The following is a 17,390-nucleotide window of genomic DNA, read 5'->3' as shown; positions in this document are numbered from 1 at the left end:
ATTTGCTCACAAGGTGCTGATATCTTCAATCTTTCAGCTTAAGCCTTGTGAGTTTTCTTACAATAGCCCCTCACTTTTAAAACATCCTCTTAGATACATTACTATTGGATTTGAACCGCTTAATTGAGTCTGGTAATAGTGCAACTTCTATTAATGCAGTAAAAGCCAAACTGAAGAAATTTGTGCCGATTTCCCAAAAACCAGAACCGATTACCGATGGAAGTCTGGGACAACAGGTTAATGGCAAGCTGCAACGCAGTAGTATTAATGCTGAGATTACAGCCACTTATGAACAAACACAATCGATAATTCGTAACATTGAGCGGTTACAGCCTTTGTTAATAGTTAAAGATTATCAAGCAACTTTAGCTCCAGCAGAGACAAGATCCCCATTAGATAAAACGCCGATGCAGGTAGGCCCCGCAGCGATTAATACATCATTCCAGTTACAGGTATTGATGCCACTTAGTCCAGAAGAAATAGCAGCAGCTAAAGCTGCCCCGAAAAAGTAGTCAAATTAGAGCTAGGACGAATAGAATTAGCGGCTACACAAGCGTAGATAAAGCTTTCCCGCACGCAAACTAAGGAAAAATTGAGGGTTTTGAAACTCACGTTTGCTCTTGGCGTTTTTGCAGGGTAGGTGGGTAAAGTCTCGTGTAGACGAGCCAGCGAACTCTTGAGGGTTTCCCCATAAGCAACTGGTGTCGGCTTTACCGACTTGTTCGCGTAGCGCCTCCGACAGGAGAAGCAACTGGGGTGCGGCTTCTAACTGTCTACTCAAAATTGTATGTAAACAAGGTTTTATAAGGTGAGGAATGAACTGTGAAACAGCTTCACGGTAATAGTTTTATTTTAGGTACTGCCGCTTTTGTATTTTTGGCAGCTCAACCAGTTTGGGCACAAATTAGTCAAGTTACTAATGTCCAGTTAAATCCAGTTAATGGTGGAATTAGCGTTGCTTTGAAAACTTCTTCTGGGTCGCGTGGCCAAGTTTTCACTACAAAAAGAGGCAAGGCTTTAATCGCAGATGTTATCAACACTCAATTACGATTACCACAAGGTAATAGTTTTCGTCAAGATAACCCAGCACCAGGAATTGCCTCTGTTGAGGTTAATCAGCTTGATGCCAATAGCATCCGGGTGACGGTAACTGGCAGCAACAACATACCTGGCAGTCAACCAGTGGTGCGGTCGCCAAATGGAATTACACTCAGCTTTAGCCCTTCAACAGGCACTACAGCATCAGCACCAACGCCAACAGCCCCAATATCCACAGCACCACCTGTTACTACTCCAGCCCAACCTGGTCAAAATTCAGGTGTTCTGGTTCCTAACCCGCAAGTCACCATTGACGGACAACCTGCACAAGCTGCTGGGCCAGGTCAACCTCTGAGTCAGGCTCCACCATTCTTACCTCGAGCCGTCGCCCCACCAGTGGGAGATATTGCTATTTCGGCTACCGATGCTTCTCCTAGTACTGTTGACTTGGGAACTCAGGAACGTGTACCCCGCCTAGTACTACGAGATGCACCGGTGCGTGAGGTTTTGTCATTGCTTGCCCGTGCTGCTAGTTTGAATCTGGCTTATGTGGGAGGTGAGCAAGCTGCTTCTGCTAATGGACAAGCAACCTCTCAAACAATTTCGCTAGATATAGAAAATGAGCCAGTGCAAGATGTGTTTAACTACGTTTTGCGCCTAAGTGGTTTAGAAGCTAACCGCAGTAATCGCACAATTTTTGTTGGGCCTAAACTACCCAATTCTACCCGTGACATGGTTATGCGTAGCCTCCGACTCAATCAGGTATCAGTCGGAGTGGCCCTGAACTTTTTGGTCAGCTTGGGAGCAGAAAGTGCCGTCAGCCGCGAACGACAAGTTACCAGCGTTAGTGCCGTACCTGTTGGGGCTGGAGCTGTGCCTATCACCCAAACTCAGACGACCACAGAAACTAGAGTTGAAACTCAACGTGTTACTTTTACAGACTCTAACCCATTACTTAGAGGTTTACAGGCATTAGGAGATGAGCGTACTAATTCTCTAACCTTGATTGGCCCTCCCAGACTAGTTGAGATGGCGATGGCTCAACTAACTCAGCTTGATATTCGCCGTCGTCAAGTGGTAGTCAACGTCAAGATTATTGATGTTAACCTCTTGAACACCCAAGACTACAACACCAGCTTTTCTTTTGGGATAGGCAATAACTTCTTTAACAGTGAAGGTGGTGCAGCAACTTTTAATTTTGGCGGTTCGAGACCAGCTACAAATGCTGAAGCAAGAAGCAGTGTGACTAGTACACCTGTAACCACTAATCCACTATCTAGCGGAAATATTATAAATGGTACTGCAGGAGCAAACTCTAATCCTCAAACTCCAGGTTTTACACCCGCTGGTACATTAGCCTTACCAAGCTTATACCAGTTCCCCAAACGTCTTCTTGCTAGTTTGCAGGCTCAGGTTACAAATGGCAATGCCAAAATTTTGACTGACCCCACCTTAATTGTGCAAGAAGGTCAACAAGCTACTGTCAAGCTGACTCAGGAAGTGCTAGGAAATATTACGAGCACAATAAGTAGTGCTGATAATCTCGCGACACAAACAATTACAGCTGAGAAAACAGACGTGGGTTTAACCCTAGCTGTCAAAGTAGATCGGATTGATGACAATGGTTTTGTATCCCTATCAGTGGCTCCCGTTGTTAAAGCACCCCAATCGGCAGCTAATCTAAATTTGGGAGGAGGTAATGTCCAACAAATATTTTTGGTGTCTGAGCGATCGCTAAATTCTGGCACAATTCGCTTACGAGATGGTCAAACACTGATTCTTTCAGGTATCATTCAAGACACAGACCGGACAACTATCACCAAGATTCCTATCTTAGGCGATCTTCCACTGATTGGTTCGCTATTTAGAAGTACAAACAGAAATAATCAGCGTAATGAGGTGATTGTGTTGCTCACGCCTCAGATTATGGACGACTCTGAAAACTCATCCTACGGCTATAACTACACCCCCAGTCCAGAAGTGCGGCAAATTCTTGAGCGTCGGGGGTTGAAGGTTCCTGGCAGATAATAAAGATAATAAGCAGGTAAGTCACCTCTGGCAAAAGCTTAGAACCCCGATTTTTTTAAAGAAGTCGGGGTTCTTCTTGTTCACAGAATTCTCCACGCAGAGCAGATAAGTGCTAAGGCGTTGCAGTGAAATGCTGTAAGTTAGTTTTTGTCCCCTTTTATTATGGTGTAAAACAAAATGGATATAGGTTTGTAGCCCAGTCAGCTAACAAAAACGGGAAATACTCTTATGAGAGCACTTACATTAAATCTCAATTCTGTAATTAAATTGACAAAAGAGCAGTTTTATCAATTGTGTGAAGAAAACCCCGATTTAAAATTAGAACGCAATGCCCAAGGAGAGTTGATTATAATGCCACCTACAGGAGGGGAAACAGGAAAAAGTAATTCTACTATTAACGCTCAAATATGGTTCCGGAACGACCAAAATCAATTGGGCGAAGTTTTATGATTCATCAACTGGAATTACTTTGCCTTCAGGGGCTGATCGTTCTCCAGATATTTCTTGGGTGGAAAAACCTCGTTGGGATGCTTTGACTAAAGAACAAAAAGAAAAATTTATTCCCCTATGTCCTGATTTTGTGATTGAGATACTTTCGCCTAATGACAGCTTGAAAAAAACTCAGAATAAAATGTAAGAGTATATCGAAAATAGTTGTCGTCTAGATTGGTTAATCAACCGAAAAAAACAGGAAGTAGAAATTTATCGTCCAGTACAAGACGTGGAAGTTTTAAAATCTCCTCAAACTATTTCCAGGGAAAATGTCTTACCTGGTTTTATACTTGATATACAACGAAGTTGGTAAAAGGTTTGGTCTATAAACTTTCATTTATCACATACTTATAAAACAGCAAGTGGGGTCGTGGCTACGTTGGTAGACCTCCAGCTTGAAAAATCTGTTCGGCGGTTAAATTCAATTCTGGGAAAGTAGGCGAGACGATGGGATTACTGCCTCTAAATTGAGTAACTTGGTATTCACCATCGATTAATTGATAAATAAGATATAGTAGGCTGTTTGGGGTTGCCAGTGAACTTTTTAGCGCCTAGACCAAGATAATCTACAACCCAGTATTCAGGAATTCCAATACCCTCATACTTACCCTGTTTTGTGTAGTAGTCATCATCCCAGTTCGTACAAACTACCTCAACTACTAACGGAATTGATGCTGCAAGGCTTACAGTTGATTCTTTTTTCCATAGCGGCTCATTTATCAAATTAGGGTGATTGAGTAATAGCACATCTAGGGAATAGGCAGATTCCGAATTAGTTGCTTTAATGAGCGCAGTTTTGGGGATTGTATAAGGTAGACCATTACGAACGTACTCAATAGCAATTTTTTCAACCAAAAACTCGACAATATCCTCATGGTCTCCTGCTGGTTGTGCCATTTCAACAATCACGCCATCATGTAATTCGTACCTTCCACCTTCGGGTCGCCACGCTGCACAATCTTCAAAGGTTACTAGTTTGGGTATGGCTTGAGTTATAATCTATCACCCCTAGTAATCGTTTCGATCATATCGCTTTCTTACATTCAGCCTTAACAGTAATATTAAGGGGTGCAGTACTGGAAAAGGTTTGTTGCGGAGAACTGAACTATGGTGGCAATAACAACATCCGCAGAAAATAGGGTTTTACTCCATAACATCAGCTGGCAGACATTTAAAACCATGCTGGCTGAAATGGGTTCAGATCGTAACTCCCGGCTGGCTTATGACAATGGAACCGTAGAAGTTATGACCCCACAAATGCCGCACGAAAACTCAAATCGTTTAATAGAGGTTTTTGTTGGGGTATTGTGCGAAGAGTTGGGCTGGGAAATTAAACGCGCTGGTTCGCTAACTTTAACGCGGGATGATTTGCAGCGGGGAGCCGAGCCAGATAGTAGCTACTATATTCAAAATGAAGCATTAGTTCGAGATAAAGAAAATATTGACCTCGCTACCGACCCGCCTCCTGACCTGGTGCTGGAAGTGGAATATTCCAGGTCTGCAATAGACAAGCTGAGGCTTTATGCTGCAATGGGAGTCCCAGAATTTTGGCGTTATAACGGCAGTGTGTTGCGAGTTTACACACTTGCAAGTGAGCAATACTCAGAAGTCGAAACCAGCCCTACTTTTGTGCCTGTGTCAGTGAAGGAGATTCCTCAATTTATCCAAGAAGCGAAGAAGAATGGGGAAATTGCTACTACCCGTGCTTTTCAAGCTTGGGTGCAACAGAAAATTTCTGCTAGGGATTAACTCATTCCGGCATTTTTCTTATAAGGGACTTGCAAAAAATAAATAATCTCAAAGTACATGGAAACAGATAGGGGTGCAAGGCTTTGCGCCCCTACAATAGGATGTTTTTTAATTAGAGGTTCATTCTTAAGGGTTTGTTGAGTGCCTGCGTTTATCATACTCCTACGGGGAAGCAAGCTACGCCAAACAAACGCACAAGAAAAAGTTGTCACAGCGATCGCTACCACAAATGTTAAGAAAGATGTGACTAATGGATAGCCTTGTAGGGGAGAAGCTTTAATTTTTACCTCTTCCCGACTAGAGAAGCTTGCTAGGTGTTTAAATTCGCATTGGATTTTCCACATTACATGAAAAGTGAGCAAAATCCCCGACTTTTTAGAGAAATTGAGAATCTGAGCCTTCAATTTCCATAAAAATTGGTTAATCTCAGCAATAACTCTTCAACATCGGTAATGAATGCTAACAAACGTTAACCATTTCCCACCTCTCCACTCCCCTGTTTTCTTGGCAATTGCGGGATTTATTAGGTATTTTTTCCTACTTTTGGGGTAGTTTTTATTGAAACAAGTACCCTAAAATTACAAAAAATCCTGAAATCTATATAAATTAATGGTTTCATCTATCCACATCAGGCTACAACGCCTTAGAATGATTCATTGAAAAGTCGAGCCGATGGGATGTACAGCCGTTTTGATAAAAAATACTCCCAAAGGATGATTTTTGTATTTCCGTAAACAAAGATTTCAGTACGGATGTATTAATGTGCATCCGTACTGAAATCTCAAGTAAACCTTCAGGAGTTTGACATGAACAAAGGTGAATTAGTTGATGCCGTAGCTGAAAAAGCTAGTGTTACCAAGAAGCAAGCGGATGCAGTCTTAACTGCTGCTTTGGAAACGATTATTGAAGCGGTTTCCTCTGGTGATAAGGTAACGTTGGTGGGATTTGGCTCATTTGAATCACGGGAACGTAAAGCCCGTGAAGGTCGCAACCCGAAAACAAATGAAAAAATGGAAATTCCAGCAACGAGGGTTCCTGCCTTCTCCGCAGGAAAACTGTTTAGAGAAAAGGTAGCACCCCCAAAAGCATAGGTTCTGTCTTTGGAAACCCTTTTTTAATGCGGCAACCTGCACACGGGGGAAATTTAGCCTGGGCAGCAGCACTGGCTGGCTGTCCCCCTGATGCTATTCTGGATTTTTCTGCTAGCATCAGCCCGTTGGGGCCTCCAAATAGCGCGATCGCTGCTATTAAGTCCCAAATTGGTAATCTTAAGCACTATCCGGACCCGAATTATAGTGAACTGAGACTAGCTCTCAGTCACTTCCATCAATTGCCGTCTGAGTGGATTCTGCCGGGTAACGGCTCCGCAGAATTACTCACTTTAATCGGTAGGGAATTAGCTCAATTAGCCGCAACAATTTTAATCACTCCAGCCTTTGGCGACTACTACCGAACTTTGGCAGCGTACAACGCTAAAGTGCTGGAGTGTCCTTTGTCATTGGTCATTGGTCATTGGTCACTTGTACTGAGCTTTGTTGAAGTATTGGTCATTGACAAAGGACAAAGGACAAAGGATAAAGGACTATTGCTGAATAACCCCCACAACCCAACCGGAAAGCTCTTTTCGCGGGAGTCTATTTTGCCCTACTTGGAGCAATTTGCTTTGGTTGTGGTGGATGAAGCATTTATGGATTTTGTGCCGCCTAATGAGGAACAAAGCCTGATTCCGGTAGTGCAAGAATATCCAAATTTAGTAGTGTTGCGATCGCTGACCAAATTTTACAGTCTCCCAGGACTGCGATTGGGATATGCGATCGCACACCCTGACTGCCTAGCTAAATGGCAACTATGGCGCGATCCTTGGCCTGTAAACACGCTAGCGGCAGCAGCGGCAATTGCGGCACTCCAAGATACGGAGTTTCAGCAGCAAACCTGGGCATGGCTACCACCTGCACGAAACCAACTGTTTCAGGGTTTAGCTGAAATCCCAGGATTGCAACCCCAAGCAAGTGCTGCTAACTTTTTACTGGTTGAGTCTCAAGAATCTACTTCCCAGTTACAGCAACAATTACTTAAGTATCACCAGATTTTAATTCGCGATTGCCTTACTTTTAAAGAACTAGGCGATCGCTTTTTCCGGGTTGCTGTACGTGAAGAGTCTGATAATCAACGCTTACTAACAGCGCTAAAAGAGAGTTAGGAGTTATAAGTTAAAAAAGGTTTTAATTCCTAACTCTTAATTCCTAACTCCTAACACTTAACTCCTAACTCTAATCTAAATTCACGTGACCGTTGACTACGATGTTGTAATTATTGGCGGCAGTCTTACTGGATACTATGCTGCCCTTGCTGCAACCCAACTACGTGCTACAGTTGCCTTGGTACAACCTAAAGTAGACTACGGGTTTACTCATTACCATGCTCTTAGCGAAATTGGTAAACTAGCGCAGAAGTTGAAGGATGCGGCTGGTTTTGGTATTCATGCCACACACACTGATACCTCAGAAGAATGCCACATATCTATAGCGTGGCAAGAAGCGATGCTGTATGCTCAATGCATCGCCTCAAATCTCCAAGAACAGCATTCCCCAGCCATCCTAGCCGCGCAGGGAGTCGATGTCATCGTTGGCAGTGGTCAATTTCAATCTTCACCCCAATTGGCTTTTGCCGTTAACAATCGTCTACTACGCGCTCGTACTTATTTGCTGGCCAGCGGTTCGCTTCCAGAAATTCCTGAGATTGAAGGATTGCAAGCCACTGGCTATTTAACCCTTTCTAATATTTGGCAATCTTTCCAGGGAAGGACATTACCCAAAAATTGGGTAATTATCGGTGGAATTCCCCAAAGCATTGAAATTGCTCAAACTTTAGCAAGGTTTGGTTGCAGTGTGACGCTGGTAGTCAAGCATCCATATATTCTTCCATATCTAGACCCTGAGATAGCTATATTGCTTCAGGCGCAGTTGGAAGTCGAAGGTGTACGCGTCCTCACCAAAAAACCAGTAACTCAGGTGAGGCTAATTGAGAATAAAAAGTGGATTCAAGCAGGAGATAAGGCCATTGAAACTGATGAAATTTTAGTGGCGATTAGACAACAGCCGAATCTTGAATCCCTAAATCTGGCAGCAGTAGGTGTGAAATGGCATCGGCGTAGCTTAGTTGTGAATGATAAGCTGCAAACTACTAACCACCGTATTTATGCTTGTGGTGATGTAATTGGTGGTTACGACTTTACCAATATCGCTAATTATGAAGCAAAAATTGCCCTGAACAATGCACTCTTTTTTCCCAGGTTACGAGTAAATTATCACTCCATTCCTTGGACGATGTTTTCTGTACCGATGCTGGCGCAAGTAGGTTTGACAGAGGCACAGGCAAAACGCCTATTTCGTCGAGAGAAAATTTTAGTTTTGCAACAATATTTTAAAACAGTGGCAGCAGCCCAACTTCGCAACGAAACCACTGGTATGTGTAAATTAATTGTGTTAAGCAACGGTGAAATTTTGGGAGCTTCGATATTGGGGGCAGAGGCTGGAGAATTAATTAATTTAATTGCCTTGGCAATATCACAAAAAATTAAAGTCAAACATCTAGCAAATTTATCTCCTGCCTATCCCAGTTTTTCAGAAATTCTGGAACGAACCGCAAGAGAGTGGAGTAAGCAAAAGTTAAATACTAATATTTCTTTGCAAGAGTTTTTAGAAAGCTTCTTCCATTTTTGCCGCAATTGGAATTAGCATTTAAGCATAAAGTTGTCATTCTAATAACTTTAGAAAGATATTGATATCATTACCGACTTCCACAAGGATACTGACTTTGCAGTTCTCGCTACCTTTGTCAATATTGATGGCGCCTTGATTGCAAACGCAATGTCATCAGAATTGGGGAGCATCCATTAGAAGATGTTTGAAAAGTTCTGTTGTCGGTATCAAAAGTTTTAGCTCTCTTTAAATCCCATTTAAAAAGGGGAACTTTGATTCTGGTTCGCCCCTTTTTAAGGTAGGTTAGGAAGGATCTAAAAGTGCCTAAAGTCACAGCAAAAGACTTTTCAAACAACCTCTTAGACTTGAGCTTATTATTTTTGTTGAAGTGCAAACTTTATATCTGTCACCTCTAGTTCTCCTCCGGTTGTTGTTAATACTAAATTGATGCCTAAAATACTTTTTCCTTTACTTGTATAGTTAGTTAGAAGTATTTTCTTGGTCAAATCAAATTTCAGAGGCGTTCCAGATAACGGACTTTCATATAAGAAACGATTTGGTTGATCGCCAACTACAAATGATGAAATAGCTACTTGTGCTGGTGCTTTCTTTACTTCACCTTTGAAAGCTAAAGGCACAAGCCTAAATTGCTTTCCAGTACTAGAAGTATTAATTCTAATAATACATCTAGCCCTCGAAAATTGTGCATTTACAGCTATCTTAGAGCCGAGTGTCAACTCATTTTTTTTCGGGTCGAAAGTTATATTACATCCCTTATTAACAGTAAATTGTGGTTGATTTGCTATTTCAATAGCAATGCTAGATGAATTATTGGCATCATAAGAAGATAAAAAAAACAAGGGTATTAATATGAAAAAATTACGCGCATCACTTAATCTCAACATAATCTACTCTCCATCTAAAGAAACTTGGAACCTTCAAGAAGAATACATTTGGTAGAAGGGCATTTATACCTATTACTGATTGAAGACCAGAAAATTATGAATTTTGTGAGGTATTTCACCGTCTATTCATTTGCTTTTGCGGTCATAATACTCAACTTAATTCTGCCGAATGTATTCTGTTTTGTTGAAAAATAAAAAGGACAATCAGATGGCACTTTCACTGAGATTTACTTGTAGAATTGGTAGTTTTTAAATTCCCAGATTGAGCAAATTTCTTACCCAATCTTCTTAAATTCCACAAAAATAAGCAAATTAGCAAGGAGCCATCAGTGAGAGGCTAAGATTATAGAACTTTTGTCAATAAGCAATAGTACTTAAAAAGTTGGTGAAATGGAGCTAATTAACAGAATTTTTGGACTAGCGATGCCGTTCGCAGAGCGTCTCGTAGAGAAGGCTGGCTGCGCCTATGCGTCATATTTAAAAGCATCATTCGTTCTTGGATCGAAATCCAGTACAGAGCTAAATTCAATACTCACTATTTCAGTAAACTTCAATTTTATTACTAATTGACAAAAATAATTTTGTCTCAATCTCTCACGAACTGCAAGGAGCTAGGTCTATACGCAATAGCACATCCCCAGCACTTAAATCAGCTGAATCAACAAAAATTGAACTTCCCGATGTGGATTGTGCAATCAGATTAATACCTAATTGTCCTTGTCCACCACATGAAGCAGATGCAACAAAAATATCATCTTGCTCCTGAAAAAGAGGATCGCTAGATTTAAACTGGGTAACTATAGGGCGAGCTGAGGTTATACCACCAAGAGCACCACCATTAAAGATATAGCTTCTGCTTAAGGTTGTACCTTTACTCAGTGATTTAACGTCAACACTTCCTTGGTACAGTATCTCTACATTTTGGACAATGAAACCACTTGGAATTATAGTATCAATACGTAAAATACACCTTTGACGCGCACCCTCTTTTGCATTGAACTTATCCAAGAGGAGCGATAAGCTTCTACCGTCAGATCCAAGAAGCTGATCTGTAACAATACATCCACCACCAGACGCGATCGCCTTTCTAAAAGTAATACTAGGCGATACGTCAGCCAAAGTCTTGGTGGCAATAACGTTTACTCCAAAAATTGTAGATATAGACAGTAATACACCAAATATTTTAATGTTCATGTGGATTGCAGTTATGTTGCTAGAGTTGTTTTTTGATGAAAAATGTATTCAGAAGGCAGAAGGTACGAGGTATGAAGACATCTTTGCTTTAATCCCACGCTTAAAAGCATGAGATTGAAGCAAGGATGCTTTGTGTTTGGTGTCACATATCTCGACACAATTTTGTTCTAGTAATGGGCAATCACCCACAACTAAAGTTTTGATTGATACTTACAGGCTTCTGCCTTCTTCAATTGTGGGAAATCCTTTCAGGTATGCTTTTGACAATTTCTGCTCAATCAGAAAATGAAGCATAACTGTGATCACTGGAGTTAACAGAAAGAAGATGGACATCAAGTTGCAAAATGTATTCTTGCTGTACGTCCATGTGGGGAAGATCATATATTTGTCTTAATTAGAAAATATGTGTTCTTGATCACAGACATATTGTGTTTTTAAACACTGCCAATTTCAAAATAGTAGTATGGAAGTAGTATGAAGGAGCAGTACTCCAAAGTTATACTCAAAATTTAAAATGACGCTCTCTACAAGACGCTAAAAGCGTAGCTTGCTTCTCTGAAAGAGTACGCGGACTTGCTCTAAGCGTTCGCGTAGCGTCTCGTAGAGAAGCTATGCCGTTGGCGTTCGCGCAGCGTGTCGCAGACATCGCAGTGAAATAACTATTTTTATTGAGAATCTATATTATTAAGTGGCTGAAATTCTAGTCGTAGACTGGGAACGAGGTAATTGGGAGTGTTTTAAAAACCCCGCATGAAAATCCAAACTACTCCCGCTGCTGTTAGAGGTACGCTGAGGTTATCTGTGCCGTGGGGCGAGACTGCCTCTGCTAGGGTTGCGAAAGTAGCAGTTACCACCGCTGTCAACAAAGCCCATCCTAAATTTAAAGGCGTTGCGAGGGGACTCAGCAACGAACCAGGTAGTAGTAACAGCACCAAGAAAATCACTACTGTACTCGCCACAAACATTGCTGCTGAACCTTCCCAGGAACGTACAGAATTTCCCACTTGGTATTTATGCTGCCCAAAACGTCTACCAATTAAAGCTGCGAGTGCATCACCCCAGGTCATCGCCATTATCCCTGCTACAGCAATTGGAGCGCTATCTACTGGCCCCTGTGGCCGCCACAGTAGCCCGAACAGCAGTGTGACTGAGATAGCGAAATAAACTGTACCGGGTGAGCTATCCTGGGTATCCATTGCGCTGATAATTCGGTAGCGGTAAAACAAGTAGTTCAGTCCGATAAAGGTAGCAAAAGGTATAATTCCGATTTCCCAGTTTCTAAACAGTAGCAGGACGCCAAAAGCCCACATCCCTGCACCAATATGGATTACTTTGCGAGTCAAATCTGGCTTTACACCAAACAGTTTACGCAATCCCTCACCAATCACAAGCAGACTGGTAGCGTAAATATAAGAAATTAATAGTCCAATAAAATCATTTGTCATTTGTCATTGGGAAAAGAACTAAAGAAAGAGGCTCCCCTGCTTCTTCATTTGGGTCGATCGCTATTTCGTCTCAAGTTTTTTTCTACTGACGAAACGCTACCAATACCTTGAAGAATACCACGACCGATTAAACCTAAACCCCGACCAACTATTTGGGTAAGGATAAAAACTATACCATTACCGACAAAAGCTACTAGCGATTTTAGACGCGGTGCGATCGCATCACTAAACTCTAGAAGCAATGTCACTACTAAAGGAATATTAGAAAGTTTTACTAACTCCTGATTTCGAGGAGCATAAACTGAAGTATTGGCAATGCCACGAGGCGCAATTACAAATAGCTCATACCGACTTTCAAAAACTGCTTTTGGCTCGGTTATATAATTTTTTAATCTATATTTCCACGACAAATCATTTCTAAACCGTTCAATCTCTCTTGTAGAAATCAATTGACGTCCATAAAAGTTTTGCTTAATCTCTTCTATATCTGCTAAATAATTTAGCAGCGGTTGTACTACTCCATTCCCTACCTGAATCAACAAGTTCTCTAAAATCATTAATGCTTGAGATTTGGCTTCAGTACTCACTACTGGATAAGAGATATTATCAATATTCAACTCTGTTTGAAATAATAGATAAGAATACAACTCATAAACTAGCGGAATTTTATTGAGAATATCTTTTTGCACAATTTCTATATTTTGTAGTAATAAATTAACGATTTCTATATTACAATTAACTACTTTTATTCGAGAAAATTTACCAAAGAAATCTGTAACTGCTGCTTGCCATAAATCACTTAACAAAGTATTTTTTAGTTCGTTTAATTGATTTATGTCTATTTTAGAAGTACGTAGTTCATCCAATTGTTTAGCCAATTCTTGCAAAATAAGATAAAGTAATTCCCGTTTTTTATCTTCACGAAATATATCAATTTCTAAAGGTATATCTGTGACATTTATTAAAGGGAATTGGAGTTTGGTAATACAAGATGTAAATAAGGCGGATTGTACAGTTCCTGGACTAAGTAAAGAAGATACAGTTTGCGTTTGTTGAAGGGCACTATTTAATGAAGGAGTCAAAGGCGGCTGATCAGCAACCGGAATCTTTTCCTCTCGCCTTTCTTGTGGTGAAACCAACAATCGATTTAGCAACCAACGAGCCGCTAGTAGTTCTCGCCGCTGTCCGGCTAGAATGGCTCGATCTAGTAGTGGTAGTCCGGGAACTTGTAATTGTACTGTTACTGCGGCTAAGGTAGTGTCAATGTTAGCAATTCCTGACAAACGGAAATTATTTCGCAGTTTAGAGAAAGGGAGTGAGGAGTTAAGAGTGAGGAGTGGAGAATTAGGAGTTATTATTGCTTGCGTGTCCTGGAACCAATAGGAACCACCATCTGCAACTTCTTGCATGGCAGCGACTAACTCAGGAAGTGGTGTACCTTTAGGGCAGTAGCCATTTACACCAATAGATTTTGCAGCTAATAGCAGTCCTTGTTCTTGAACAGAACTGAGGAGCAAAATTGGTAGGTTGGGATATAACGCTCTAAATTGCCGACAGAATTGTAAACCTAGTTGTTGACTAGTGATGGAGCGACTATTACCTAATTCTAAAACTACCAAATTTACCTGATTAGGGTCTTTTTCAGCAATTTCTGCTAAAATCTGCAAGGCAACGGTATCAGTTTCTACAACTGCGATCGCTTCCAGGTTAGGAATCGCTTCCAGAGCTACCCGTAATCCCAGACGAAAAATCGGGTCTTGGTCGATTAACAATAATTTTAGAGGGCGATCGCTCATAGTCCACTAAATTACATAAGCACTGTTTTTTACCAATCAAAAAACAACTTTGATACAAAACTTTGTTTTCCCTATTGTCATCTGTTTTTGCAAACTGATAAATCGATCATAATTGCTTTATACAGCCTTCACTGTGTAATTAAATGAACCTGAATATTCGGCATTGGCTGGCAGAACGCCATATCGCAATCAATCAAATCAGAGGCTTTTCTGAGGGGCAATTGGCAGGTATTGCCTACCGTATTGTTCAGGATATGGAAGTCAAAAGCCTGATGCCTTTTGATATCTGTACCTTGGTAGAGGTTTTAGAACTGCCTTTAAATATTGTTTGGGAAGAAATCAGTGTCATTTCCCAGTTGACAGAAAAACTGTTACGTAGCCTTAGCCAAAAAAAACCCTTAAAACGTAACGAAGGCACATGGTTAGCGTTTCAAATTGCCTATCTCCAGGCTTTGCAAGCAATTCTAGAGCAGGAAGCAAGCCTACAAAAACCGTGGTTAGACCGGGCAATTATATCCATACAACCACACATACTTAAAGAGGATGTGGGTAAACTCATTCTCCAAGATCCGCAACTACAAGGATTGCTGAAAACTCTCAGCCCAGGTAAATTGACTGATACTCAAGCTGAACAAGCACTGTCTTCGGTTGCAGATTCATTACTGGTGCAACAAATAAATAACGCTGTTATAGCTTGGTTAGTTGCCAATGGTGCAGAGGAAGTTGAAGCGAAACTCCTAACACAACGTTTGGTCAACTCACTTCCTGGTGAGATACTGGTAGTCGTCACCGAGAATGCTGCACCTTTAGCCCAACTGCAAAAATTTTTTCGTTTGGGGATTTCATTATCTCCCAGTTTGATCGCCCCAGAAGTTGGTTCTATCAGTGAAAAAATTGATTTGCACCGAGAACATTACCGTGCAAGTTTGATTAAAAACCTCAGTATACCTTTGCTAATGGAATCCTTTGCTCTTAAAGATATCTATGTGCCACAAAAAGGTTTACCAATAGAGGAAAATATTTTTGAGCAAGATAAAAAAACTAGTTTACCAGTTGATTTAAAGATATGGGCGCAGCAACAGCTAACTGATTTAGAAACGATCGCTGTTATTGAGTCGGAACCTGGTTATGGAAAAACTAGTTTTTGCCAACTTTGGGCAGCACAGGTAGCAGAGGAATTATACCCTACTTGGATGCCGATAGTAATTAGGTTGCGAGATGTAAAATACGGTAAAACTCTCATCGAAACTCTAAATTCTGCCTTTTTAGTTAATCTTTCAACTTGGTTAGACCAAGAAAATATCCCTTGTCTGTTGCTGCTGGATGGTCTGGATGAATTGCCTCATTCTGCTGGGGGTATCAGGGCACAAGCAATTTTTATTCAGCAATTACTCAACTTTCAATCTCAGCACCGACACAAAATTGTCTTAACAAGTCGGTCAAAGACGTTACCAGAAATCGTCTCGGAACTACCGCTATTGTTGAGGCGAATTATTATTCAGCCGTCAGATGTGGACGAACTCAAACAATGGTTTCAACAATGGGCAAAAGTGCAATCATTACCCATTACTCAAAATTTATTTACATTTTTAAAACAGGCAGGGTTATTTACCAGCCAATCAAAGTTAAGAGAATTATCTGCCCTTGTCCGTCAACCCCTAATGCTGCATTTGTTGGGCATTTTGCACCGCGAGGGATTGCTAGATGATGAACTGTTGCAGTTAGCTGCTAATACCCAAAAGTCTTTTCTGTTATCGGAAATTCATCATCGCCTGAGTCGATGGTTGTTGAGTTATCCGCTAAGTGGTGGGAGCAAAACAATGCTACTGCGTTCGGGTACGGCTCATATCCACCGGACTCCAGAAGCGATCGCTAATTTACTCGCTGGCCGTCATCCCCAAGATTTACTTGAGCAGATGCAAGCGATCGCTCTCAAAATTTTACACTCGCAACGTTATCAAATTAATCTAGCTAGTGGATTTAATACTTTACCAGCCTTTTATTTTAAAATTTCGGATGTAGAAAGCTCAGGCGAAAGCGCAGCAAAAAGTAGTTTAATTGAGTTTTCCCATCTCAAGTTAGGAGAATCTCTTTGTGCAGATGCGATTGCTGCTCAACTTAAATTTCTGACTCAGTACCAACATGAAGCTTATGGTACACTCACCTTTGTAGTTGATTCTCTCAGTAGCGTAGCCCAGAATATTTATAATTTACTAGGTTACGGGATACTTAGCCAAGAAATTGAAGAACTAGCGATCGCCGGATTGCGTCGCCAACAAAAGCACAAATTTTCGTTTGAAGTTTTGTTTCAACGTCTTTTATCTTTCTGGCGTGCTTACTGTCAAGGACGTTGGTTAGATGAGGGGATAGCCCACAAGGCTTTGACTAATTTTCACGCCCTGCAAAACTTTGTGAATGTTGAACAGGTGAATGCTGCTGTGGGACTGAATATGTTTTTATTGCTTTGTGCTTGCTACCAAGAAACAAAAATTCCATTTTGGCCTTGTGGGAATCCAGTCAATTTGACAGAATTCAATCCAGAGGTGCTGAGTGTGCTAATTGCTAGGACAACGGTTTTACATAAAAGTGCCTTTGCAACCCGAATTAAGTCTCTGTCTGGACTCAATTTATCAGGAGCCTCTTTATCGCAAGTGATGTTAACTGGGGTAAATCTTGAGCAAACAAACTTATCTAACGCGGAGTTAATCGGGGCGAATTTGGCTGGAGCTAATTTGCAACAGGCGAACCTTGCAGGCGCGAACTTGCAACAGGCGAACCTCACGGGCGCAAACCTGCAACAGGCGAACCTCACGGGCGCAAACCTGCAACAGGCAATCCTGATGGAGGTAAATCTTAATACTGTCAATCTCACCAACGCTTGCTTATTTGATGCCATCCTTGCTGAGGCTGACAAAAAACTGGCCACTGATAATGGTGCCTTGTTCTCTAGGTGTTGCATAATAAAGGGATGAGGAGAGGGTTCATACTGTGCATTGTCCATACTGTAAGTCTACGGAGATTAGAAAAAATGGAAAAAGAAGA

12 protein-coding genes and 3 pseudogenes are annotated in these 17,390 nt (G+C 41.2%); 8 read left to right on the top strand and 7 right to left on the bottom strand.

What is annotated here, in order from left to right; genetic code table 11:
• Positions 1-89 precede the first annotated feature (89 nt).
• Positions 90-512, top strand: a pseudogene (locus V7K89_RS00910) (pilus assembly protein PilO); the annotation flags it as partial.
• 26 nt (positions 513-538) lie between these two features.
• Here the strand turns inward: V7K89_RS00910 and V7K89_RS00905 are convergent.
• Entirely contained in the window at positions 539-781 is a 243-nt protein-coding gene (locus tag V7K89_RS00905; RefSeq protein WP_335183873.1) for a hypothetical protein, read from the bottom strand.
• A 41-nt stretch (positions 782-822) separates the two neighbouring features.
• Here V7K89_RS00905 and V7K89_RS00900 point away from each other — a divergent pair, with 41 nt between their 5' ends.
• Complete coding sequence (locus tag V7K89_RS00900; protein WP_335183872.1) at positions 823-3,066, top strand: AMIN domain-containing protein; 2,244 nt, start codon at positions 823-825, stop codon at positions 3,064-3,066.
• Positions 3,067-3,294: 228 nt separating this feature from the next.
• Positions 3,295-3,871 (top strand): annotated as a pseudogene (locus V7K89_RS00895) (Uma2 family endonuclease).
• A 61-nt stretch (positions 3,872-3,932) separates the two neighbouring features.
• Here V7K89_RS00895 and V7K89_RS00890 read toward each other — a convergent pair.
• Positions 3,933-4,554 (bottom strand): annotated as a pseudogene (locus V7K89_RS00890) (Uma2 family endonuclease).
• Between the two features lie 111 nt (positions 4,555-4,665).
• Between V7K89_RS00890 and V7K89_RS00885 the strand changes: the two are divergent.
• Positions 4,666-5,307, top strand: a complete 642-nt coding sequence (locus V7K89_RS00885) for a Uma2 family endonuclease (protein ID WP_335183871.1) — start codon at positions 4,666-4,668, stop codon at positions 5,305-5,307.
• On the opposite strand, the gene V7K89_RS00880 is transcribed toward V7K89_RS00885, so the two are convergent.
• Complete coding sequence (locus V7K89_RS00880; RefSeq protein ID WP_335183870.1) at positions 5,304-5,651, bottom strand: hypothetical protein; 348 nt, start codon at positions 5,649-5,651, stop codon at positions 5,304-5,306. The two genes, V7K89_RS00885 and V7K89_RS00880, sit on opposite strands and share 4 nt — an antisense overlap.
• A gap of 462 nt (positions 5,652-6,113) precedes the next feature.
• On the opposite strand from V7K89_RS00880, the gene V7K89_RS00875 reads away from it, so the two are divergent.
• From V7K89_RS00875 to V7K89_RS00865, 3 genes are all read left to right on the top strand, one after another.
• Positions 6,114-6,398 (top strand): HU family DNA-binding protein, encoded by a 285-nt coding sequence (locus tag V7K89_RS00875; protein WP_010998076.1) that lies wholly within the window; start codon positions 6,114-6,116, stop codon positions 6,396-6,398.
• Between the two features lie 26 nt (positions 6,399-6,424).
• Positions 6,425-7,507 (top strand): threonine-phosphate decarboxylase CobD, encoded by a 1,083-nt coding sequence (cobD, locus tag V7K89_RS00870; protein ID WP_335183869.1) that lies wholly within the window; start codon positions 6,425-6,427, stop codon positions 7,505-7,507.
• Positions 7,508-7,592: 85 nt separating this feature from the next.
• On the top strand, positions 7,593-9,044 hold the full coding sequence (locus tag V7K89_RS00865) for a dihydrolipoyl dehydrogenase family protein (RefSeq protein ID WP_335183868.1): 1,452 nt from the start codon (positions 7,593-7,595) through the stop codon (positions 9,042-9,044).
• 338 nt (positions 9,045-9,382) lie between these two features.
• On the opposite strand, the gene V7K89_RS00860 is transcribed toward V7K89_RS00865, so the two are convergent.
• The 4 genes from V7K89_RS00860 to V7K89_RS00845 form a co-directional block, all read right to left on the bottom strand.
• On the bottom strand, positions 9,383-9,913 hold the full coding sequence (locus V7K89_RS00860; RefSeq protein WP_335183867.1) for a hypothetical protein: 531 nt from the start codon (positions 9,911-9,913) through the stop codon (positions 9,383-9,385).
• A 594-nt stretch (positions 9,914-10,507) separates the two neighbouring features.
• Positions 10,508-11,107: a DUF4360 domain-containing protein gene (locus V7K89_RS00855; protein WP_335183866.1), complete on the bottom strand. Its 600-nt coding sequence runs from the start codon at positions 11,105-11,107 to the stop codon at positions 10,508-10,510.
• 737 nt (positions 11,108-11,844) lie between these two features.
• A complete protein-coding gene (locus V7K89_RS00850) occupies positions 11,845-12,552 on the bottom strand; it encodes a diacylglycerol/polyprenol kinase family protein (protein ID WP_335183865.1) in 708 nt (235 codons plus the stop codon).
• A gap of 44 nt (positions 12,553-12,596) precedes the next feature.
• Positions 12,597-14,348 carry a DUF3685 domain-containing protein gene (locus V7K89_RS00845; protein ID WP_335183864.1) on the bottom strand — a complete coding sequence of 584 codons (1,752 nt, stop codon included), beginning with the start codon at positions 14,346-14,348 and terminating at the stop codon, positions 12,597-12,599.
• Positions 14,349-14,491: 143 nt separating this feature from the next.
• Here V7K89_RS00845 and V7K89_RS00840 point away from each other — a divergent pair, with 143 nt between their 5' ends.
• On the top strand, positions 14,492-17,320 hold the full coding sequence (locus tag V7K89_RS00840) for a pentapeptide repeat-containing protein (protein ID WP_335183863.1): 2,829 nt from the start codon (positions 14,492-14,494) through the stop codon (positions 17,318-17,320).
• Positions 17,321-17,390 lie beyond the last annotated feature (70 nt).

The organism is Nostoc sp. (assembly GCF_036917515.1).
Lineage (GTDB): Bacteria > Cyanobacteriota > Cyanobacteriia > Cyanobacteriales > Nostocaceae > Nostoc.
Note: the sequence above shows the minus strand (reverse complement) of the source record. Positions and strands in the feature narration are given on the sequence as shown.